This window comes from Aneurinibacillus sp. UBA3580, from assembly GCF_002375825.1.
In the GTDB taxonomy this organism is placed as follows: Bacteria; Bacillota; Bacilli; order Aneurinibacillales; family Aneurinibacillaceae; genus Aneurinibacillus; species Aneurinibacillus danicus.
The window spans coordinates 65,571-85,758 of sequence record NZ_DFMZ01000008.1 but is presented as its reverse complement, the minus strand read 5'-3'; the positions used below and the strand labels follow the sequence as shown (position 1 = coordinate 85,758).

Genomic DNA, 20,188 nt, shown 5'->3' with positions numbered 1-20,188 from the left:
TCTTTCCGTCAATCATCAGCCTTATGCCATTTATGATATAGAAATTCATAATGGACATATCTATGTTCTTGCAGATTGGATACAACAAGTATTCAAAGCGGAAGTTACATATGATAAGATGGCAAATAAACTTTCTATCGAATCTCCCAATCGGGACGAGATTGAAACGCAAATCAAAATGATTGAAGAAGCGCTTATTCCCGCTACCCCGGAAGAAGCAATGAAACTATGGGGACGCGGGGAACAAACCCGGAGCGGTGCCCTGCAATATGCGGCGCTCTCACCCGAGCTTCGCAAAAAAGCGATGGAACGCGTAAAAAATTACGGCTGGGTTACCGGCGGCTCAAGTCCATGGGTCGGACCGATTACCGTAAAAGAAGAAAAGAAGCTCAGTGATACGGCTGTAGAATATACGGTTACCTATCCTGAAATTACTTCAAGCGGGTCCACGACAGGGCTCGAGAAATTTATTGTCGAAAAACGTACGGTAAATGGCAAGGAAGGATGGTTTATTACGGAATTACTATTAGCAAGTTCGTATTATAGTATCATTCCGGCAGATCCTGCGAACCATGCCAGCTCTTTATATGACAATTTATGACTGAAATAAAGAATTTTGTAGACAAAAAAAACTATATGCATTACATCTGACATTTTTACATAGGCAGGATGGTGCGAATTTGCTGTGTAAAAAGAAAGTAGCCCATGTTTTTGAGCACGGGCTACACAGGCGCTTTATCAAGGTGAAACAGCGAAATGAACGCTCCAATCTGAAAAATCAACGTCTTTTCTTATAAAGGATGAGTAAGGAAACACCCAGCTGGTAACAAATCCCGTCCGCGGCGGAATGTCGCTCCACTCCTTTAAATGAAATACATGGCGTGCCACCGTTTCGCCGGAAGCGTCGCGCAGATGAAGCGGAATGCTTTCTAATCCGATGGATGCGTTCAGCCCGTTGCGGAACATGCCGATAACACGTACCCCCATCATATCTTTTTCAAGTTCCAGACCGTGAACGGATATCTGGTTTTCGTCGATGGGCGGCAGCGCATCCTGGAAGAACGCAAAAGTATAGCGTCGATCCAAACCGATGAATTCTTCAAGCTCAGGGTCGACTTTCAGCGAGAGGGGCATAGTATTTTCACCGGTTCTTCTAAGCTCTTCTCCACTGCTTTCTGCAATGAAAGTTTTGAGGTGAGATTTCATAGATAATCCCCTTTCGAAAGTATAACATAAGGAAAGAGGAGGCCGTAGCGGGTCTCCTCTTTATCTTTTATTGCCAGATTTTATCTGGATACATTTACCGTTCCGCTTGCAAGCGCGTTTCCGGCTCTATCTTTAATTTCTATTTCGTTATTGCCTGCACCGGTTCCTTGTACTTCCACTTGTACATTTTGGCCGACGTTCACTCCGTTTGCGAGTTCCAGTGTAATGATATTATCACCTTTGGTTCCATCAATAACCTGCTTTACGGTTTGTTTTATACCATTTACCGTAACAACAAAGTCGTCCGTATCAATCGCGGTACCATCCTCTGTTGCCGGCAAGTCCTCAGCCAGATTTTCGCTGAATGTCAGACGGATTTTGCTGCTGTTGTTAGAGATAACATCCTGAAACTGGGCTGCTGTCAGCGTTGGATTCGTGTTATCCTCAAGCTCAATCTGGAAGTGTGTGGCTGCATCGCTTGCCAGAGATTTGCCGCTCTGGCTGCGCACACCCTGACCGATTGCAAGCTGCTTCTCTGTTCTCTTTGCAACGGATCCTGCCGGCAGCTTAATTTGCACAGTTTTGCGGTCACCGACGAAGTCGATAGTGGTTCCGCTCGGCAGCGGCTGATTATCAAGCGTATAGTTTGCCGCATTCGTTGCGCTGTCGCCCATATCTTCGCTGTATTTCAGTTCAATTACGTTACCGGTCAGCACTTGCGGCTTTGCTACCGTTAGTGCATCCGTGTTCGTGCTTGCTGTAGCTGTTGTGCTAAGCTCACTGTTCTTGGCTGAACCTTCCTGACTCGTAACAGCTCCGGCGGCAAAGTTTACGTTATACGTACCGGCTGTTACAGAGGAAAGCGTGATGTCTACCGTATCTTTTGCACTTGCATTTACTTTCGCGTCTTGAACCGGCATAATCACATTGTCTTTTCGTACCGTAATTTTGTTCTTATCTACACTTGCGAGTTCTTTATCGAATTTGATAGAAATCGTTCTATTGTCCACATTGACTTTGTTCAGTGCAGTGCTTACGACCGTAGGTGCGCCGCTCTGCTCGGTAAGCGTTACAGTGCCGTTGTATTCGGAGCCGATGAAGCCTGCGGCATCACGCATGTTTTTCACATTTACGGACAGCTGTACCGATGTTTCGTTGTTGCCGTACAGCGGATTGTTAGTCGGATCATTCGACGATACAGTAACATTGTATACGGTCTTGTCTTTTGCATCCTGTACCGCGTCCGCTTTCAGTACAAGCGAACCTTTCTTCACGGAAATGGTCGGTGCTGCTGCCAGTTCTTCGCTGAATTTTACTTTGAATGTATTTTTGCCGGTTGCGGTCAAGCTCGATACGGTCGGAGCGGAAGAATCAGCTTCTACCGTGTAAGAAAGCGAAGCGATGTTTAGCGTGTTCGGCTTGCCTGCGAGCGTATCCGCTACATTGTATACCGTAACGGTGTGGTTACCCGTTTGCTTGAGTTCATCGTTTAGTCCACCCACAGTAACGGAGTAGTCGCCGGCTTCTGTCGCAGGAGTCACCTTGGTTGTGTCGCCGTTTGCCACAACGGTATCGTCTACTTTCACCGTCATCGTATCCTGCACCGGTTCGTTAAATGTTAGCTTCAGTCTGCCGTCGGTCATCATTTCGGCTTTTTGCAGCTTCGGTGCTTCCTTATCGAAGAACAGCTTCGCCGTACCTTCGAATTTTTGCATTACGTTATAGTTCGTATCTTTTACATTCGCTACATCCACTCTGTAAGCGGCATCGTTTGCCAGCGGTGCGGCAAGACGAAGAATTACGCTTTTCTTGTCATCAGACAGTTTGGCTCCTCTCGGATGGCTGCCGTTCTGCAGCGTATAATTTCCTTCATCTTCAGCCGTACTCTTGTCGGCTTCCTTGTTGAAGATGACTTTGATTTCAGAAGGATTAAGCGCAGTGACGTCTTCTACCATCAGATACTTGGAAGCGACAGTAAACGCTTCTGCCGATTTTGCAGCACCACCGCGGTAAGCGACGGAGATGACAACAGATTGTTTCTCCTCTTTTTCTTCAACGGTTGGAATCTTAAAGGAAACTGATTTTTTGTCTTCGCTTAATGTAATATCAGATGGTGTAATTTCCATCGGCGAAGAGCCGTTGACTGCTTGCGTTACTTCCAAATCGGCCGCCTGCGGTGCCGCTGTCAGCGCTTTGTCGAACATTACGGTTACCGTACCGTTTGTCGCTGTTACACTTTGCACACTTACAGTACCAAACAATTCATTCGCTTTCTGTACGAATGTTTCGCCATTGAAGTACAGGTCGTATGTCAGCTTAGCCAACTGTGCACGGTCGGCGTTTTGCTTCGGTCCGAATGTGTTATCCGGGAAGCCGTGAATGAAGCCGATTTTCGCCGCCAGTGCAACGTGCTTTTTCGCATACTCAGAAATAGAAGCAGCATCTTTAAATGTCAGCTCAAGACCCTGCGCTTCTTTGGCCACCGGTTCAAGACCGAGAGCACGTACATAGAATACCGCGAGCTGTTCACGGGTAACTTTTAGATTGGATCCGTATGTATTGGCATCCATACCGGCCGCAATGCCTGCTTTAACGAGAGCGCCCACATACGGCTTGGCCCAGTCCGGTACATCTTTGAATTTTGCGGCGGCGGCAGCGTCAAGTTCCAAATCCAATGCGCGGGTCAGCGCAACCGCGATTTCAGCGCGGGTCATCGTCTTGGCAGGCTCGTATTTGCCGTTGCCCATGCCGCTTAATACGTCTTTATCTACGAGGGCCTGGATATATGTTTTGGCCCAGCTTTTTTGAATATCGGTCAGTTGTTCGGCAGATGCCGGGGCTGCCACCGGAACCGCCATAGCTGTCGCTAATAGTGCAGGTACGATTTTCTTCTTGGACATATACATTCTCCTCCTTAAAAACCGTAGTTGTATATGGCTGAGATGTTGTTGTGGGAAGACAAGGAGCCGCGCAATATGCTGCATTGGCGGCTTTGTATGACCATGATGTAATTAACATCCGGTTTTTCTTACTTTCATTACGATTAGACACGTAACGCTCAGAAAAGTTTTCTATTTTAGTTAAAGATGATAGGTTTTTCCTACAGTTAGTTAGAAAATGTAAGAACCACAGAGAAAATTAGTGAATATCGAACGATGAAAATAAGCCCCGATTTTTAAACCGCTGGCTTATTTCGATAATATCCAGCATTCATGAACAGCTTGGCGTTTACAAAATTTGTTGACGAAAGTGTAATTAGTGTATATTTTATATATATACACTATGAACAAAAGGCGTAGCGAAAGGAGAATGCATGAATATCATCATTTCAAATACATCGAAAGAGCCGATTTATCAGCAAATCAAGAATCAAATGAAACAAAGCATTCTCAAGGGGGAATTGGAAGAGGGCGATGCCCTGCCATCCATCCGCCAACTGGCCAAAGATTTACAGATCAGCGTAATTACGACCAAACGAGCGTATGAGGACCTTGAGAAAGAAGGTTTTATTGTCTCCGTCGTCGGTAAAGGCTCCTTCGTGGCCGGACAAAACAAAGATTTTCTGCGGGAAAAACGCCTGAAAGCCATCGAGGAAAAACTGGCGGAAGTCGTAGGTGAAAGCAAATTGGTTGGCATAAGTCTTGAGGAGTTAGAAGAAATGCTTGAACTGCTTTACAAGGAGGAAATATGATGGAGAACATCGTAGAAATGAAAGGCGTAAATAAGCGCTACAAGGATTTCGCGCTGCAGGATGTATCGTTTTCGATTAAGAAGGGCTATATTACCGGATTTATTGGACCGAACGGCGCCGGCAAAAGCACTACGATTAAGCTTTTGATGAATCTAATTAAGCGGGATTCAGGAGACATTTTCGTGTTCGGTCTTGATAACATTGCACGCGAAAAAGAAATTAAAGAGCGCATCGGCTTCGTTTATGATGAGAGTTATTTTTATGAAGAGTTGACCATCCGGGAGATGAAACGGATTATCGCTCCGCTTTACCGCCGCTGGGACGATCTTGCGTTTCAGCGCTATATCGACAGTTTCGAGCTGCCCACCCGCAGAAAGATTAAACATTTATCCAAGGGGATGAAGATGAAGTTCTCTCTTGCTGTCGCCCTCTCCCACCATGCCGATCTGATTATTATGGACGAACCGACCTCCGGACTTGATCCGGTGTTTCGCCGCGAAATTCTCGATATTCTCGCCGATATCATTCAGGATGAGGAAAAGGCGGTCTTCTTCTCGACCCATATTACAACCGATCTGGATCGCATCGCCGACTACATTACATTTATTGACCGTGGACGCATTGTATTCAACAGCCCGAAAGACGAAATCCTTGAGCAGTATGGCATTGTGCGAGGGGCGAAGGAATTGCTGGATGCGGATACGCGGAAAGAATTTATCGGGCTCCGCGAGACGGCGGTCGGGTTTGAAGGACTGACGAGCAATGTGCAGATGGCTGAGGAACTGTTCGGAGACGAGGCGCTGATTGAGACACCCTCATTAGAAGACATTATGTTTTACACGGTAAGGGGGAGACGCCATGCGTAGTTTACTGATGAAGGATATAATCATTCAAAAGAAAATGTTTGTCATTTCCCTGATTTATCTGGCCGTGCTGTTTTTTTTACAGGGTATCTATGGAGTGTATATTTCTTATGGTTTTATTGCGTTTGTCGGTGGCTTTTTCTTTATTGTAACCGCCAACGGATTTGATGATAAAAGCAAGACAGACATTTTACTGAATAGTTTTCCGCTGGTACGGCGGCAAATCGTATCAGCGAAATATCTCTCTTCCTTTCTATTCATTTTAATCTCAGCCGGAATGGTAGCGGGCATTAACGTGCTGCTGTACTTAACGTTAGGCGCGGATCGAGTACGCCCCATTGGTTTGTTTGAGCTTGGGGTGGCAGCTATTGCAGTGATGCATTTCGTGTCGTTCTATTTCCCGCTGTATTACCGGTTCGGTGCGCAATATGTACGGGTGGCCATCTTTCTCCTTGGATTTGCTATTTTCTTTGCCATTAATTTTCTGGATACGTATATGGAAGGATTCGTTTCTTTACTCAATATAATCAGAGAACTGTCAGCGGAACAGATGATGCTGCTAGCGTTTGCTGAGGCGGCGGTACTGATGCTGGTTTCGTGGCTGGCTTCGTTGCGAATTTACGCTAAGAAAGAATTCTAGGAGATTGCGGGCGAAGGTAAGCATACGATGGAATCATTGCATATAAAAACCGCCAGTTTATTCAAAGAAGCTGGCGGTTTTTATGATGGAACGATTATTAAATTAACAAATTAAACAGCGATGGATTATGGTTAATTTCCATACAGTCAATATTGTGCTGCCGCATTCTCTCCATGAGCGGCTGGTAGTCCTCCGGCTTCTTCAGCTCGATGCCGACGAGTGCGGGGCCGTTATCTTTGTTGTTTTTCTTCGTGTATTCGAAACGGGTAATATCATCGTTCGGACCGAGCACATTGTCGAGAAACTCACGCAGAGCACCGGCGCGCTGCGGAAAATTGATAATAAAGTAGTGCTTCAAACCTTCATAGATGAGTGAACGTTCTTTAATTTCCTGCATGCGGTCGATATCATTGTTGCCTCCGCTGATGACGCAGACGACGTTTTTGCCTTGAATTTGATCTTTATAAAACTCCAGCGCGGCGATAGACAGTGCGCCTGCCGGTTCCGCGACAATCGCGTTCTGATTGTAGAGGTTAAGAATCGTCGTGCACACTTTCCCCTCCGGCACCAGGACAATGTCGTCGAGTACGGTACGGCAGATGTCCAGCGTCAACTCTCCTGCCTGCTTGACTGCTGCCCCATCCACGAATTTCTCAATGTTGGCCAGCATAACCGGTTTGTTTTGCTTCAGCGCTTCCCTCATGCAGGGCGCACCCTCCGGCTCAACGCCGATAATCTTTGTCGAAGGAGAGATGCTTTTTAAGTACGTGCCGACGCCCGAGGCAAGCCCGCCTCCACCGATGCCGACAAATACATAATCGATGTTTTCCGTCATCTCCTCCATAATCTCCATGCCGACCGTGCCCTGGCCGGCGATAATTTTCGGATCGTCGAACGGATGAACGAATGTCATGCCGTGTGCTTCTGTATATTTCATCGCTTCCGCGAACGAATCGTCGAATGTATCGCCTACCAACACCACTTCCACCGCGTCGCCGCCGAACAATTTGACTTGAGAAACCTTTTGACGCGGGGTCGTCGCCGGCATGAAAATCGTGCCGCGGATACCGAGCGATTGGCAGGAAAATGCAACCCCCTGCGCGTGGTTCCCTGCGCTGGCGCACACGACGCCCTGCGCGAGTTCTTCTTCCGACAAGCTGCGGATGAGATTATAGGCGCCGCGAAGTTTAAACGAACGGACCACCTGCAAATCTTCCCGCTTGATGTATACGTTACAGCCCAACTGTTCCGATAGAATCCGGTTTTTCTGCAGGGGTGTTTTATAGACGACATCTTTTAATGTGTGATGAGCTACCAGGATGTCTTCTACGGTTACTTTCGCTGCAGTTTTATTCATATTCGTTTTCCCCCTAAGTCCTGCGAGTTTGCTCCTGGATGTTCTTTCTTCTTTTTATTTTCCGCTAGATTAAGAATAAGAAAAATTATAGATATTCACAACATATCTGTCAATTTCAAAGCTATATTAGTGAAAAGAAACAGAAAGGAATCAGCGGGCAGCATGCTATAATAAGAAAAAGCCGACTGCTCTGCAAGAACAGTCGGCTGCTTTTCTCTATTGATTTGCATGTGTAGGGGCTGGCATCGCCATATTGGGATATGGATTCACCGGCTGGTTGGGATATGGTATCATCTGCTGGGCTGGATACATAGCAGAAGGCATAGCGGTGTACGGCATCATGGGTTGATTCATCTGCATTTCGCCTTCTTCCATGTACATCTTCTGACAGTACATTTTATCCATTCGAGGTACATATACCGTTTCACGCGGGCGCAGTACGGCGGGATTTTGAATGTGCTGGTTCATAGCTTCCAGCACCGGCTGGGGAACGTTATATTTTTTGGCCAATTTCCTCATTGTGTCGCCTTCGCCGCATGTATGTGTATAATACATTCCGTCCCGATCCTCTTCTCCCCGGAAAAACGGGAAAAAGAACGGGAAAAAGAAAAAGAACGGAAATAAGCGACGGCGCGGAAAGAAGAAGGGGCTACCAAAGAAAAATTGACGGTCCATACAATCTCCTCCATTGCATATATAGTCGTTTACCTATGCCTAGTGTATGCCAGCAATTTTTGGGGGTTCATGGCAAACGGGAAGATGGGCTTAGACATTAAGACAATCATGCAATGTTCAGGGGCGTGATCGATTTTGCGGTTGTTATTTTTCCCCTAGAGGTTATACTGAAGAAAAAGATAGATAGAGGAAAGGATTGGAGAAATGGCAAGCACTCATGTTTTTACAAGAAAAGAAGAAGTCGCCAACGCGATTACCCACGGAATCGGTGCCCTGTTCAGCATCGCCGCTCTCGTATGGCTGCTGGTTGCCGCCAGCGAGTCCGGGACCGCCTGGCATGTCGTAAGCTTCGCCATATACGGGGTGACGATGCTGCTGCTGTATCTCTCTTCTACCCTGGTGCACAGTTTTCCTCCGGGCAAAGTCAAAGACATTTTCGAAATTTGTGACCATGCTTCGATTTACTTATTTATAGCCGGGACCTATACTCCATTTTTGTTTCTTGTGATTAAAGGGGCGCTCGGCTGGACGTTGTTCGGCGTTGTCTGGGGCATGGCGCTGGCAGGCGTCATCTTTAAAATGTTTTTTACCAAGAAATTTATGTACCTGTCAACCGTCCTGTATATTGTGATGGGCTGGCTGATCGTGCTTGCATGGCAGCCTTTGGTCGCGGGACTTCCCTTCGGCGGTATGGTGCTGCTGGTTGTCGGAGGCGTATTGTATACGCTCGGTACCGTCTTTTATATGTGGCGGGGATTTCCGTTTCATCATGCGGTATGGCATACGTTTGTACTGGCAGGCACGGCCGCCCACTTTTTCGGTGTATTTTTCTATTTGCTGCCGCTTCGATAACCGCAGGCGTGTGAACTGGAGCTTCTTTTCCTTCGTACCGCAAAAGCAAGCCGCCCTTCCCCACGATTTTCATGTCGGGGTCGCGGCTGAGACGCCATGGGGGTTTTCTATACGTTAACCACTACGCGACTTACACATAACAGGCCCCCGGCCCAAATGCGGCTCGGGGGCTTTCTCGTTCAACCGTATAGTTCGGGACGTCGCTCCGCCAGATAGTTGTAGGCAGTTTTGCTTTTTTCGATGTCCGCAAGATCGATTTGCACGGTGCGGACTTCCCGTTCGCTGTCCGCGCATTCCAGCACAATCTTCCCCTCCGGGTCGACGACAACGCTCTGTCCCCGGTAGACGAATGACTTATGGGCGCCGATGCGGTTGCAGTAGGCGACAAACATATGGTTTTCCATGGCACGAGCCATAGTGAAAGTTCGGTGCGGGACCTCATACGGCGACATGTTGGCGCTTGGCACAAGCAGCATGTGAATTCCCCGTGCGGCCAGCGCTCGCGCCGCCTCTGGAAATTCGATATCAAAGCACACCAGCAGCCCGATCTTCGCTCCATCCACTTCCACATGCACCAGTTCATCTCCCGGTTTTGTCACCTTTTTCTCTCCGGCAAACAGATGCGTCTTTCGATAATACGCAAGCGGAGTCCCGTCTTTTCCGAGAAAACAGGTCGTATTGTATACTGCATCATCCTCGCCAAGCTCCGGAAACGAGTAGACGAGGTACAGAGGAAAAGCCGAGAGTTTTCGCTGGATCCGGCTTAGGCTTTCGCCATTGCGGGACTCGGCCAGCTTGCGCAGCGTTTCCCTGTGGACGAAACCGGTCAGTATGATTTCAGGAAGTACAAGAATATCGGCTCCCTGTGTGTATGCTTCCTCGATCGCCTGCTCTATTTCCCGCAGGTTGGCTTCTTTATCCCCTTCCCTGCACGGAAGCTGCGCCAGCGCAATGTTCCAGGTCTGTTTCATCAATCTCTCTCCCTGCTCTATTCATTTCTTCTTTAAACGTTCGAATTCTTCCTGAAGAGTCATCTCTTCCACCCACATACCGATCCAATGTATACAAGTTCGTTGTGTAGCTTTATGGACTGGCTCTGCGCAAAAATTTAAAATATACGAAAACAAGCAGGATGAGCAAGGATCCAAGCAGAAGAAGATACGGTTTATAGTGTCCCATATAGTACTCAAATACGGTCCACTTCTTCCCCATCTTCCAGCCCAGCGTGATAAAGGTAAAGACCCAGAACAGGCCGCCTGAATACGCATACAGCGCAAATCTGCGGAAAGGAAGCCGTGCCATACCAGCCAGGTATGGCGTCAGATGCCGGGCGCCCGGAATGAAATAGCCGATAAACAGCAGAAAAGCGCCGAATTTATAAAACAGCCGCTGGGTATACCGAATCTTTTTTCTTCTGATGCCGAACTTCGGACCGAACTTTAGCAGAAAAGGCAGACCGAGCTTGCGGCCCAGAACATAGTTAACGGTCATTCCGCTTATAGAGCCGAAAAGGGCGCACAATAGCGCCGGCATGTATTCCATTCTTCCCGTTGCTATGGTGTATCCGACAAACGTCATCAAAAGCTCATCCGGAATCGGCAGGCCCACAATGCCGCCGACTAAAGCCAGAAAAATGCCGAGGTACCCGAAATGGCCAAGCCATTCGCTAAGTTGATGTTCCATAGAATCCCCTTTTATTTCTCTATTGTCAGTTCCCACATTCTTTCTCTTCCCACACTTAAGCGTATCACAGTGGAATGGCAAAAATCCAATCATTCCTTTGTGACATGACATTGACGATGAAAAAAAAGAAACGTATCGTGGAAAGAAAAGGGAAAGGAAGGAACGTATGATTGCAAATTATTATATCCTCGGCAGTAAAACCAGGCGCCCGGCAAGTAACCGAACAATCTTTACCGACGGAGCGCCCGATGCCACTTTTCGTTCCGATATGGACTTAGAGCTCAGCCACTGGATTCCCAACCGGACGCCCGGTGTGTATAAGGCCGATACGTCAACAGAAATCTGCATGAACTTTCTCAGCCGAAACGATACAAACGACTGGGATCTTGCCGTTAACAATCATGTGGATGTGGATGGCGTACTGGCCGTATTTACTCTGGTACATAGCAAACAAGCGCTGGAGCACCGCAATACGATTGTACAGGCTGCGGAGATGGGCGATTTCTCCGGCTGGGGAGATCTGAAGGCCCAGCGCCTATACCAGGGACTAACGCTCCTCATGGATGATTTAAAAGCGAGCGGAACGGATACGCAGCAGGTATATGAAGCGTGCTTCGAGCGGGCGTTTTCGCTGCTGGAGGGTGCAGAAGACGATCCGCGCATCATGAAGGGCATAGAAGCATTGCAAAGCTCCGTAGCACGGATTGATGCAGGTCATATTATTCGACATGAGATACACAGTCGCTTTGTGCATTACCACATCCCTGCCGCTTTGGCTGAGGAATCGCTTACAAAAGCGTTAAAGGTGCCGGCTTTCAATGAAGCGCTGCAGGACGATATGTGGCTCCATCCACAGGCGCGAAATCGCCTGGACCAAGAAAAAGTCCAATTGATTTCCGTGCAGACGCCTGACGGATGGTACTATGACTTGTGGTATCCGGGCTACATGTGGGCGGATACTCCTCATTCATGGCGAGCTCCCGGGTTTGTGTTTAACGGAAGCACGAATGGCTACCTGTATGGATATGCTCCGCTGGAGGAAGCGGTGCAGACGCTGCAGCAGGATGAACCTGCGAACGGGGGCTGGACGCTGGCGAAGGAGCTTTCCCCTTTTTCAAGCGTGAAGGGGCGAAACTTCCCGGTGGTACTTTCGTTTCTTTCGGAAGATTATGAGCCTATGGCGAGTCAATTGGCTCCGGACAGGGTAGCGATGATCTTATCCCGGGCATTTTAAAGACCCGAAGGCTTTCCCCTCGGGTCTTTCGTATACAGAAATTAAACATCCTTACCGGGCCGTGTCGCGCGGCGGGAAAGAAAATACGATTTTGCGGCCGTCTTCCGTGATGGCTTCCACGTTAATGTACGTTTTGCTCGGTGCTCGCAGTTGATCGCCAGTTATCCGGTAACGACCTCCACCAAGATCGAACGCCCGGTTTGTTGCGCTATATTCCGGCGGCTCTGCGAACTGTACATACACTTCCCTAAACTTCGGGGCATTTTCAAACCGAATGTCTACGTCATTAAAGCCGGAGACAAATGGAGAAATGCTGGCATACGCCGTAATGCCGTGTTTGGTCACCTTCACGGGCACGCCGCCTGCTTCCGAGGCGAACGGCACAAAATTAATCAATGCGGACGCTACGAGCAGCGTCACAATTCCAAGCCCGATCTCCCATTTGATTCTGTGGACAAACCAGCCCGTGCTTTTTTCGGTCCCTTTTTTCACATAGCGCATTTGCAAGTAGCCAAGCAGCACGATGATAAGGACCAGCCCTGCTTTCGTCACTACCGAAGCGCCCCACACGCTGCGGATAAAATCGTTCCAGGACGGAACGTAATCTACTGTCATCGCAATACCGGTCAGAATGACAAGCGCGATGCTGATGAGCGCCCAGCGTGAGAACTCGGCGCCTTTTTCTTTATACCATTTCCATTTTTCTTCTTTCGGTGCTAGCACCACCAGCGCGAACAGACCGCCGAACCAGATGGACAACGCGAACAGATGAATCGTATTCATTATAATGGCCAGCCCGCCGCCGTATTCGGATGAATACGAATGTCCGACAAGCGAGTTCAGCGCCAGCATCACCGCGAGAAACGGCAGGGTCCAACGCGTAAGCGTAATGGCGAAAATCAGCATGAACACAAGAGATTGCACAAGCGGTACCCATCCGATGCGCAGCGTCGCCAGCTCACCAAGAGAAATTTCGGGCAGCGTGGCTTTTCTGACTAAGAACAGTACGAGCGTCGCGGTTGCCGTTAAAAAGTAAATCGGAACCTGCCAGTATTGCCAGCGTTTTTGCGCTTCTTTACTTCGGGCAATAAATTGGACGAATAACGTGCCTCCGAACGACAGGGCCATGCCAAAGAATGCCAGCCAGTTCGGCAGTGTTTCCCGGCTTAGCTGCTCGATCAAGTCTACTCCCCCGCTTTTCAGTGGCGGAGACATTTCCTGCACAGCGAAGTAAATTTGACCCTCCATCTCTTTTTTGTCAGATGTCGGCGTCTTGGCGCTCCATTCTACTCCATACGTTCCGGGCGGTAACGCTTTAACCGGCGTAAGTATCACCTGGCGAGGGTTGTTTGGATCGGTTTTAATCTTACCGTTGCTGTATTCTTTGTTTCGATTGTCGAAAATGGAGGCGTATTCGACCTGTACCGGTTCCGTAAACGTTAGCCGTACTTCTTTAGGGGAAGCGGACAGCAGCGTTCCGTCTCTCGGTGAGGTTTCTGCAAGCTTATACTCTTTTTTCACGGGTGCTGCCGGCTGCTTCGGTTTCTTTACTTCGAATTGAAATGCCTGGGACAGAATGTGCCCGTCCTGCGCGATGACTTTGCTTTTGACAGTATAAACGCCCGCCGGGATATCTGAAACAAGCGGGATGATGACCCGTCGCTTGATTTTCGGGTCGGCTATCGCTTTTCCCTGTACATTCCGGCCATCCTGGCTCGTTACCGTATTGGTCTTGGCAGGCACATCGACCGGTTGCTTATACCAGATTTCCACCTGTTTCGGTGGCGTTTCAAGCACCGCTCCTTTTTCAGGTATGGTTTTCTCCAATTTAGAGTGCGCCATCGCGGGCGAAGTCCAAAGGAAAAGCCCGGCGATGCTTGCCGCAAGCAAATAGATGAAAAGAATAGGGTACTCCCTTTTTTTTGCTGCAAACATAGTTCTCTCCTTATTGTTTATCTGTTTCACTTCGTTCCGGCTCGTTTACCAGTATTAAAATGCTGTTTATGACACTTATTCATTATAACGATAATTTGTGTGCAATTTGTGTAGAAAATTCGAAGTCTGCGTGACAGATACGAAGCATAAAAAAAGAACCTTCCCGCTGAAAGCGGAAAAAGGCTCCGTGTAAATTTCACGTTAAATGACTGACGATATCCCGGTAATCGATGCGGATGTCGCCCCAAAAGGAGGTATTGTCTTTTACTTCAATGTCGAGTTCTTCATAGATTTCAAGCAGCATGCCGCACAATTGGTACTTCCGGTTTTTATCTGTCTCATTTTTGATATGCGACAGCAGGCGTTGGGCTTCCTCGCGCATCATATGGTGAAAATCAGCGCCTGTTGATGTCCCCATATAAATCCACTCCTGTTTTCTTTGTTCTAGTTCAGATTAACAACCCCATAGAATCATAAAATTTCGACAACCTTTACGACTTCCATTGTACTATCATAATTTAAAAAAATAAATACTGTTATATAACTAAATGCGCTATTCTTGCAAAATATTTTCCCCTTATTTCAGTTTGGCTATCCGTTCTTCCAGGCTTGCCCGCCAGCTGGCTGACAGTTCCGGCACGTCAAGAATGGTTTTTATAGCTTCTATGTTATTTTTATCATGATACTTGATTTGGTTTGCGAAGGTGACTGTGATGCCTGCGGAGTGTTTTTCCAGCCGGTGCAGCGGACCGGCAGCGGATACCCACCCTTCTTTAAGGACCCGGAAATAAAAGCCGGTGAACCCGGTTTGCTGGATGCGCAGCGGAAAGTCCGGTATATTGTAGCGGGCCGCCACCTTATAACAAGGTTGCCGGGGCTGGCTGACCTGCACGATCGCTTCTCCGAATCGGAATATATCACTGATGCATACTTCAGCCTCGCTTAGCCCCATGGTTGTAAGGTTTTCACCAAACGCTCCGTATGCAAGCTTTTGCCCGATTTCCTGCTCCCAATATGCGTAGTGTTCATACGGATATACGCACAATGCTTTGTCTATACCTCCGTGGTGGACAAGGTCGGCCTGTCCGTCTCCCTCCAGGTTAAACAGGGATAAAAATATACGATCTTTCAGCGGGGTTTTGTGAATACCGGTCTCGATTTCCCGCCCCTGATAGACGTGTTTCCGCGGTTTTCCGACATTGAGTGATACGATATGGTTGGACATACGGGTTCTCCTTCTCTTCCTTATACAGAAGTTTTCTTTTCTTCATCATAAGGGTAGATCGGGAGGTGCGCAATGTAGACAAGCAGCAAACAGACATTACAAAAAAGCGCCGTAGAGGCAGGATGCTCCACGGCGCTTTTTTGTAATGCGTATTCAGCCTGAGTTGCTTATCGATTGTTTTGCTTGTATGTAAATCCAATCGAAGCCAGCGCTTGGTGAAGATTGGCGAACGTGTCGGTCTTGCCGAAGTCGATGCCAAGACTCACGACTGTTTGGGCAATTTCCGGCCGGATTCCGCTGAGTTTCGCATCGACGCCGAGCAGACGCAGTGCACTGATAATCTGGAAAATCTGTTGGGCTACAATGGTGTCAATAATCGGCACGCCGGAAAGATCAAGGATAAAATGGTTCAGGCGTAACTCTGCACTTCGCTTCAGCGCCTCTTCCATTAACAGTTTGGCCCGATGCGTATCGATGCTGCCGACAACTGGCAGTACCGCTACACCTTTGGCTACCGGAACAACCGGTACAGATAGTTCGAGCAATGCGAGCTGGGATTTTTTCATTTGTTCATCGTGGTATCGGACAAACGGCAAACTGAAACTGTAAATCACCAGATTCATAATAGCGTCAAAATGAGAAATGATTTCATAGAATTCGCGCAGGGAAAGGTTCATTTTCTCCCCTTCATCGCGGATGACTTCGCCAATGGCAACTCGGTACTGCGGGACCTCATTGAGCATCGCATCCAGCGTGGTACCGAGCATAGCACATGCTGTGCCGGTCTCTTCCCCCCATTCCATCAGGCGGGCGGTGCGTACTTCTTCATCCATGGCCATCGCCTCGCCATACAACTGCACCAGGTTAACACGAAAGTCCCGCAGTTGTTCGGATAAAGGAACAAGTTGAGGATACTTTTCGTTCTGTTCCTTTGTAATCCGTTCCGCCAACTCATGGCGTTTCTCTATAATTTTTCGGCTTAGCTCCTGCAAGTTTCTGCTCATCAGTTGCTCCTCATTCATTGCAATATCATCCATCCTATTATTCTGTTATTTTTCTCTGTGCATTTCCAATCATGCAAAAAAGAATGCAGGTGTTTACTCAGCATATATTCTCTTTTTATTGTATCGTAAAGAAGGAGCGAAGAAAAAGAGGGTATCCCAAACTAACATGACCTGGCAGCCACTACGAGGAAGGGAATGCATCCGTTGAAAAAATGGGCATCCATTGCATAAAAAGCCGCCGGAGTACGCCCGGCGGCTGAATTCTGCTTATTTCGGCTGCATGCGGATTGCACCGTCAAGACGGATGGTTTCACCGTTCAGCATCGGATTCTCGACGATGCTTTGAACAAGGCGCGCGTATTCTGCCGGACGTCCCAAACGGGAGGGGAACGGCACGGAAGCACCGAGCGCGTTGCGAATGTCTTCCGGAATGGTATCGAACATCGGCGTTTCGAACAGGCCGGGCGCGATCGTCATCACGCGGATGCCGTAGCGCGCAAGCTCTCTCGCGATTGGCAGCGTCATGCTGGCGACGCCCCCTTTGGATGCGCTGTACGCCGCCTGTCCAATCTGTCCTTCAAACGCGGCAACCGACGCCGTATTGATAATTACCCCCCTCTCCCCTTCCTCATTCGGTGTGTTGTCCTTCATTTGGTCCGCTGCGAGGCGGATTACATTAAACGTACCAATAAGGTTGATGGTAATGATCTTTGTAAATACGGATAAATCGTGAGGGCGGTCTTTTTGAATGACTTTTTGCGCGTTTCCGATACCGGCGCAATTGACCGCCAGAGTCAGAGGCCCGAAAGTGTCTGTCGTTTGTTGAATGGCATGCTTTACGTTTTCTTCGCTTGTAACGTCGGTTGGCAGGAACAACGCGCGTTCACCCAATTCCCGGGCTAAACGCTCTCCCTTGTCACCTGCCAGATCGAGAATGGCGGCCTTGCCTCCCTGTTCGATAATGCGGCGCACGGTCGCTTCGCCGAGTCCAGATGCGCCTCCGGTTACGATTGCGGTTTGGTTTGCGAGATTCATAGTGCCTCATCTCCTTTCTCTATTTTTTCATAGATAACCTCCTCTTATTTCATGCTAGAGCTTTATGAATAAATAGTCAATTATTATTTTAAAGATTCTAAATATATTGATAAATATTTTATTGAGAAGTTTTTATGATGAATAGATTGTCAAATTGTTTAAAATTTGTATATAATCTTTTTAATTCTTATAATTATACACACATCTGGGGGGTCAAGAGATGAAGCTGTTGAAACATGCAGGGGTTGTATTTCTGATTATTATTATGGGCTTGCTTGCGGTCGCATGCGGTGGAAAAACGGAACAGCCGACCAGCGCACCGGCTGAGAAGAAAGATGAACAAGCGCAGAGTGCTTCCGCACCGGAGAAAAAGACGTACAAAGTTGTGATGCATGCCGAGTTCCCGCCGTTCGAGTATTTGGATCCGAGCGGCAAGCCGGTTGGATTTGAGGTTGATTTGATTAACGAAATGGCGAAAGAAATGGGCTGGAACATCGAAATAAAAAATACAAGCTGGGATGGCGTATTCGAAGAAATTGGAAGCGGAAAAGCAGAACTTGCTATCTCTGGCATCACCATTAAACCGGACCGCGAGAAGCTGTATTTATTCTCCGAGCCGTATTTCCAGGCGAAGCAACTGATTCTTGTTCCAGAAGGTTCGCCGATTAAGAGCTTACAGGACATCAAAGGTCACAAAGTAGGCGTTATGACCTCTACGACCGGCGCACTCATCGTTTCCGACCTACTGGGCAAGGCAAATAAAGATATTCTTCAATACGATGAAATGCCAAGCATGGTTGAAGACCTGTACAACAAGCGTGTAGACGTCGTGGTCGCAGATAACGCGTTCTTGATGGAGCACATGAAGAAAAACCCGAAGCCGGGTTACGTAACAATCGACGATCCGAACATTCCGAAAGAAAACTACGGAATCATGGCTAACAAGAAAGATACCGAGCTGATAAAACAAGTCAATGAAGCGCTAAAAAAAGTAAAAGATAGCGGCAAATATGACGAAATCTACAAAAAGTACTTCGGCGAAGTCAAGTAATGGAAAGCCCCGGCATCTCTTCGGAGAGACCGGGGTTTTCCTTATTTCGAAAAGATATGACTTCCGATTTTCGCCGTTACCGGACGAGAGCGTACCCATTGATTGTCTGTTTTGGCGGGATTGTAGAAAACAAGAGCCGACCGGCTGGGGTCCTTGCCTTTTAACGCTTCCTGTACGGCCTTTATGGTTTCACTGGATGGTTTTGCGCTGTAGATACGCTTGTCCAATACCGGCGAGTACTGATAATAGCTTTTACCGTTTACATTGACGACATGGAAAATGACGTCTTGTATCGTGTCAGGCCATTCCGGGCTGTCGACCCGGTTTAATACGGTGGCCGCGACAGCCACTTTTCCTTCATACGGCTCACCGCCTGCTTCTGCTTCGGTCAACCGGTACAGCCATTGAATGTCTTCCTGGCTATATTTTGAATTTTGCAGCGAATGTATTTGCACAGACGGTTTCGCTGTCATCCGCTGCGTGGAAATAGAGAGGGTAGCAGGTGTGTTCCCTTTTATTTCCATGCCCAATTTTTCCGCCGCATACCGCAGTGGAATGTATGTGCCGTCTGCCCGGTCCTTCGTGGTCGTTTTCAAATATTCTCGCTTCCAGGTGCCGCTTTGTTTCGTGTACACATCCGCATAGTTTTTGCCGGACGGAAGCCCGATAATCATATCCCCTTTTTGCAGGGTGACCGCCTGATAGTCTTTGTTCCACCCCACTTTTACACCGGCGTTCATAAAGAATACGGCCGGTACCATCATCGAGTTGTTTTGGATCAGGCTGTTCGTATGTACGGCTCTTCCGTTAACAAGAACGGAGGTGGAAGTGGCGGCTTCCGAGGTATTGATTCCCGCCGTTCCAAGGAAAAAAGCGGCAAGTGTGATAGCAACTACTCTTTTTTTCATATATCTCCCTCCCTTGCCAATATTGTAAGCGAGAAGGAGGTTTACTTTCTATTCATAATATATGGAACAATTGGAATAAATAAGTACTATTACTTCTTCGGAAGTTGCCGCAGCGGATGTTCTATGCTAGTGTAAAAAAATGATTGTGCAGGTGTTTTGCGACACGGGAGTGAAAAGCTGATGAATGAAGCGATAATAAAATGGAACGAACAATGGAAGAGTTACGTAGACCGCATTAAAGACAAGCGGGCTCCGCAGTTATCGGAACGCGGATTTGATTTTCTCTGCATGCTTGAATTCAAAGACGCGTCCGTGCAGCCGTCCGCCAAGCTGGCAATGGAGTTTCTCATTCACTGGCGTGGAACAGACTATTGTTTTACATATGAAGACAGCGTCGGCTCGGATTCATGGAAGGTGCACAGTCGGATGGGAACGCGCTCTTACTGGCAGCCGATTACCGACTTCTTCGGCAGTTACGGGGAAGCAAGCGTCATCCGCAAGTGCTTCGCGCAATTCGGAATGGAAGCAATGGCGCGCGACATTCAAGCGTGGAAAGAAGCGGAGTTTGAGCGGTTGTTTACCGAACGGTTCTCCGGCATGCGCATCACAGGGACAAAGCAACACGGGGAGAATATGTACTTCGTACTGGAAGATGGCGAAGAAATTTTGGTAACGTCATTTTATGAGGCGTGTCGGAAAAAGCATCTTAGCCGGTGCAAAGAGGAATAAATCCAGGAAAAGCCAGATGCAACCCCGATATGAAAATCATGGGAGAGAGGCTGACTCTTATGGTACGAAGGAAAAAAGAGGAAAGAATGAGGAGAGGATT

General features: G+C 48.0%; 20 protein-coding genes. 8 read left to right on the top strand and 12 right to left on the bottom strand.

Features of this window, described 5'->3' with window-relative positions; translation table 11 throughout:
* Positions 1-601 (top strand): hypothetical protein (locus B2899_RS01820; protein WP_286883601.1); only part of this gene is annotated, 601 nt, incomplete at its 5' end.
* A 137-nt stretch (positions 602-738) separates the two neighbouring features.
* Here B2899_RS01820 and B2899_RS01815 read toward each other — a convergent pair.
* A complete protein-coding gene (locus B2899_RS01815) occupies positions 739-1,206 on the bottom strand; it encodes an SLAP domain-containing protein (RefSeq protein ID WP_146809675.1) in 468 nt (155 codons plus the stop codon).
* Between the two features lie 80 nt (positions 1,207-1,286).
* Positions 1,287-4,106, bottom strand: a complete 2,820-nt coding sequence (locus tag B2899_RS01810) for an S-layer homology domain-containing protein (RefSeq protein ID WP_286883599.1) — start codon at positions 4,104-4,106, stop codon at positions 1,287-1,289.
* Between the two features lie 413 nt (positions 4,107-4,519).
* Between B2899_RS01810 and B2899_RS01805 the strand changes: the two genes are divergently transcribed.
* Genes B2899_RS01805 through B2899_RS01795 form a run of 3 tightly spaced genes read left to right on the top strand, consistent with a single transcriptional unit; the run spans position 4,520 to position 6,400 of the window.
* A complete protein-coding gene (locus B2899_RS01805; RefSeq protein WP_286883596.1) occupies positions 4,520-4,897 on the top strand; it encodes a GntR family transcriptional regulator in 378 nt (125 codons plus the stop codon).
* A complete protein-coding gene (locus B2899_RS01800) occupies positions 4,897-5,763 on the top strand; it encodes an ABC transporter ATP-binding protein (protein ID WP_146809691.1) in 867 nt (288 codons plus the stop codon). The genes B2899_RS01805 and B2899_RS01800 overlap by 1 nt, the downstream gene beginning before the upstream one ends.
* On the top strand, positions 5,756-6,400 hold the full coding sequence (locus B2899_RS01795) for an ABC-2 transporter permease (protein WP_146809672.1): 645 nt from the start codon (positions 5,756-5,758) through the stop codon (positions 6,398-6,400). The genes B2899_RS01800 and B2899_RS01795 overlap by 8 nt, the downstream gene beginning before the upstream one ends.
* Positions 6,401-6,497: 97 nt before the next feature.
* Here the strand turns inward: B2899_RS01795 and ilvA are convergent, their stop codons facing one another.
* Both ilvA and B2899_RS01785 read right to left on the bottom strand, forming a co-directional pair.
* A complete protein-coding gene (gene ilvA / locus B2899_RS01790; RefSeq protein ID WP_286883594.1) occupies positions 6,498-7,757 on the bottom strand; it encodes a threonine ammonia-lyase IlvA in 1,260 nt (419 codons plus the stop codon).
* Between the two features lie 216 nt (positions 7,758-7,973).
* On the bottom strand, positions 7,974-8,432 hold the full coding sequence (locus B2899_RS01785) for a LysM peptidoglycan-binding domain-containing protein (protein WP_286883592.1): 459 nt from the start codon (positions 8,430-8,432) through the stop codon (positions 7,974-7,976).
* A 204-nt stretch (positions 8,433-8,636) separates the two neighbouring features.
* On the opposite strand from B2899_RS01785, the gene trhA reads away from it, so the two are divergent.
* Positions 8,637-9,284, top strand: coding sequence for a PAQR family membrane homeostasis protein TrhA (gene trhA, locus B2899_RS01780; RefSeq protein WP_146809669.1), 648 nt, complete (start codon positions 8,637-8,639; stop codon positions 9,282-9,284).
* 179 nt (positions 9,285-9,463) lie between these two features.
* Here the strand turns inward: trhA and B2899_RS01775 are convergent, their stop codons facing one another.
* Together B2899_RS01775 and B2899_RS01770 are read right to left on the bottom strand one after the other, a co-directional pair.
* Positions 9,464-10,255 carry a carbon-nitrogen hydrolase family protein gene (locus tag B2899_RS01775; protein WP_286883590.1) on the bottom strand — a complete coding sequence of 264 codons (792 nt, stop codon included), beginning with the start codon at positions 10,253-10,255 and terminating at the stop codon, positions 9,464-9,466.
* A gap of 112 nt (positions 10,256-10,367) precedes the next feature.
* Positions 10,368-10,967, bottom strand: a complete 600-nt coding sequence (locus tag B2899_RS01770; RefSeq protein WP_286883588.1) for a DedA family protein — start codon at positions 10,965-10,967, stop codon at positions 10,368-10,370.
* 166 nt (positions 10,968-11,133) lie between these two features.
* On the opposite strand from B2899_RS01770, the gene B2899_RS01765 reads away from it, so the two are divergent.
* Positions 11,134-12,201, top strand: a complete 1,068-nt coding sequence (locus B2899_RS01765; RefSeq protein ID WP_286883587.1) for a DUF6687 family protein — start codon at positions 11,134-11,136, stop codon at positions 12,199-12,201.
* 51 nt (positions 12,202-12,252) lie between these two features.
* Here the strand turns inward: B2899_RS01765 and B2899_RS01760 are convergent, their stop codons facing one another.
* The 5 genes from B2899_RS01760 to B2899_RS01740 all read right to left on the bottom strand — a co-directional run bounded on the left by B2899_RS01760 (position 12,253) and on the right by B2899_RS01740 (position 17,400).
* Positions 12,253-14,136: a copper resistance CopC/CopD family protein gene (locus B2899_RS01760; RefSeq protein ID WP_286883585.1), complete on the bottom strand. Its 1,884-nt coding sequence runs from the start codon at positions 14,134-14,136 to the stop codon at positions 12,253-12,255.
* A gap of 196 nt (positions 14,137-14,332) precedes the next feature.
* Positions 14,333-14,554, bottom strand: a complete 222-nt coding sequence (locus B2899_RS01755; RefSeq protein WP_286883583.1) for a hypothetical protein — start codon at positions 14,552-14,554, stop codon at positions 14,333-14,335.
* Between the two features lie 159 nt (positions 14,555-14,713).
* Entirely contained in the window at positions 14,714-15,361 is a 648-nt protein-coding gene (locus B2899_RS01750) for an MOSC domain-containing protein (protein ID WP_286883581.1), read from the bottom strand.
* Positions 15,362-15,528: 167 nt separating this feature from the next.
* Positions 15,529-16,365, bottom strand: coding sequence for an STAS domain-containing protein (locus B2899_RS01745; RefSeq protein ID WP_286883580.1), 837 nt, complete (start codon positions 16,363-16,365; stop codon positions 15,529-15,531).
* A gap of 267 nt (positions 16,366-16,632) precedes the next feature.
* Complete coding sequence (locus B2899_RS01740; protein WP_146809661.1) at positions 16,633-17,400, bottom strand: 3-hydroxyacyl-CoA dehydrogenase; 768 nt, start codon at positions 17,398-17,400, stop codon at positions 16,633-16,635.
* Between the two features lie 220 nt (positions 17,401-17,620).
* Here B2899_RS01740 and B2899_RS01735 point away from each other — a divergent pair, with 220 nt between their 5' ends.
* Complete coding sequence (locus B2899_RS01735; RefSeq protein WP_286883577.1) at positions 17,621-18,451, top strand: basic amino acid ABC transporter substrate-binding protein; 831 nt, start codon at positions 17,621-17,623, stop codon at positions 18,449-18,451.
* Between the two features lie 41 nt (positions 18,452-18,492).
* Here B2899_RS01735 and B2899_RS01730 read toward each other — a convergent pair whose 3' ends face one another.
* Positions 18,493-19,359: a cell wall hydrolase gene (locus tag B2899_RS01730; protein ID WP_286883575.1), complete on the bottom strand. Its 867-nt coding sequence runs from the start codon at positions 19,357-19,359 to the stop codon at positions 18,493-18,495.
* Between the two features lie 180 nt (positions 19,360-19,539).
* Here B2899_RS01730 and B2899_RS01725 point away from each other — a divergent pair, with 180 nt between their 5' ends.
* Positions 19,540-20,088: a hypothetical protein gene (locus B2899_RS01725; protein WP_146809658.1), complete on the top strand. Its 549-nt coding sequence runs from the start codon at positions 19,540-19,542 to the stop codon at positions 20,086-20,088.
* The last annotated feature ends 100 nt before the right edge of the window (positions 20,089-20,188 follow it).

Coding starts and splice junctions, on each gene's coding strand:
- B2899_RS01765 (WP_286883587.1), top strand. CDS start 11,134: ATGATTGCAAATTATTATATCCTCGGCAGTAAAACCAGGCGCCCGGCA.
- B2899_RS01815 (WP_146809675.1), bottom strand. CDS start 1,206: ATGAAATCTCACCTCAAAACTTTCATTGCAGAAAGCAGTGGAGAAGAG.
- B2899_RS01795 (WP_146809672.1), top strand. CDS start 5,756: ATGCGTAGTTTACTGATGAAGGATATAATCATTCAAAAGAAAATGTTT.
- B2899_RS01725 (WP_146809658.1), top strand. CDS start 19,540: ATGAATGAAGCGATAATAAAATGGAACGAACAATGGAAGAGTTACGTA.
- B2899_RS01805 (WP_286883596.1), top strand. CDS start 4,520: ATGAATATCATCATTTCAAATACATCGAAAGAGCCGATTTATCAGCAA.
- B2899_RS01785 (WP_286883592.1), bottom strand. CDS start 8,432: ATGGACCGTCAATTTTTCTTTGGTAGCCCCTTCTTCTTTCCGCGCCGT.
- B2899_RS01760 (WP_286883585.1), bottom strand. CDS start 14,136: ATGTTTGCAGCAAAAAAAAGGGAGTACCCTATTCTTTTCATCTATTTG.
- ilvA (WP_286883594.1), bottom strand. CDS start 7,757: ATGAATAAAACTGCAGCGAAAGTAACCGTAGAAGACATCCTGGTAGCT.
- B2899_RS01745 (WP_286883580.1), bottom strand. CDS start 16,365: ATGAGCAGAAACTTGCAGGAGCTAAGCCGAAAAATTATAGAGAAACGC.
- B2899_RS01730 (WP_286883575.1), bottom strand. CDS start 19,359: ATGAAAAAAAGAGTAGTTGCTATCACACTTGCCGCTTTTTTCCTTGGA.
- B2899_RS01750 (WP_286883581.1), bottom strand. CDS start 15,361: ATGTCCAACCATATCGTATCACTCAATGTCGGAAAACCGCGGAAACAC.
- B2899_RS01755 (WP_286883583.1), bottom strand. CDS start 14,554: ATGGGGACATCAACAGGCGCTGATTTTCACCATATGATGCGCGAGGAA.
- trhA (WP_146809669.1), top strand. CDS start 8,637: ATGGCAAGCACTCATGTTTTTACAAGAAAAGAAGAAGTCGCCAACGCG.
- B2899_RS01800 (WP_146809691.1), top strand. CDS start 4,897: ATGGAGAACATCGTAGAAATGAAAGGCGTAAATAAGCGCTACAAGGAT.
- B2899_RS01735 (WP_286883577.1), top strand. CDS start 17,621: ATGAAGCTGTTGAAACATGCAGGGGTTGTATTTCTGATTATTATTATG.
- B2899_RS01810 (WP_286883599.1), bottom strand. CDS start 4,106: ATGTCCAAGAAGAAAATCGTACCTGCACTATTAGCGACAGCTATGGCG.
- B2899_RS01775 (WP_286883590.1), bottom strand. CDS start 10,255: ATGAAACAGACCTGGAACATTGCGCTGGCGCAGCTTCCGTGCAGGGAA.
- B2899_RS01770 (WP_286883588.1), bottom strand. CDS start 10,967: ATGGAACATCAACTTAGCGAATGGCTTGGCCATTTCGGGTACCTCGGC.
- B2899_RS01740 (WP_146809661.1), bottom strand. CDS start 17,400: ATGAATCTCGCAAACCAAACCGCAATCGTAACCGGAGGCGCATCTGGA.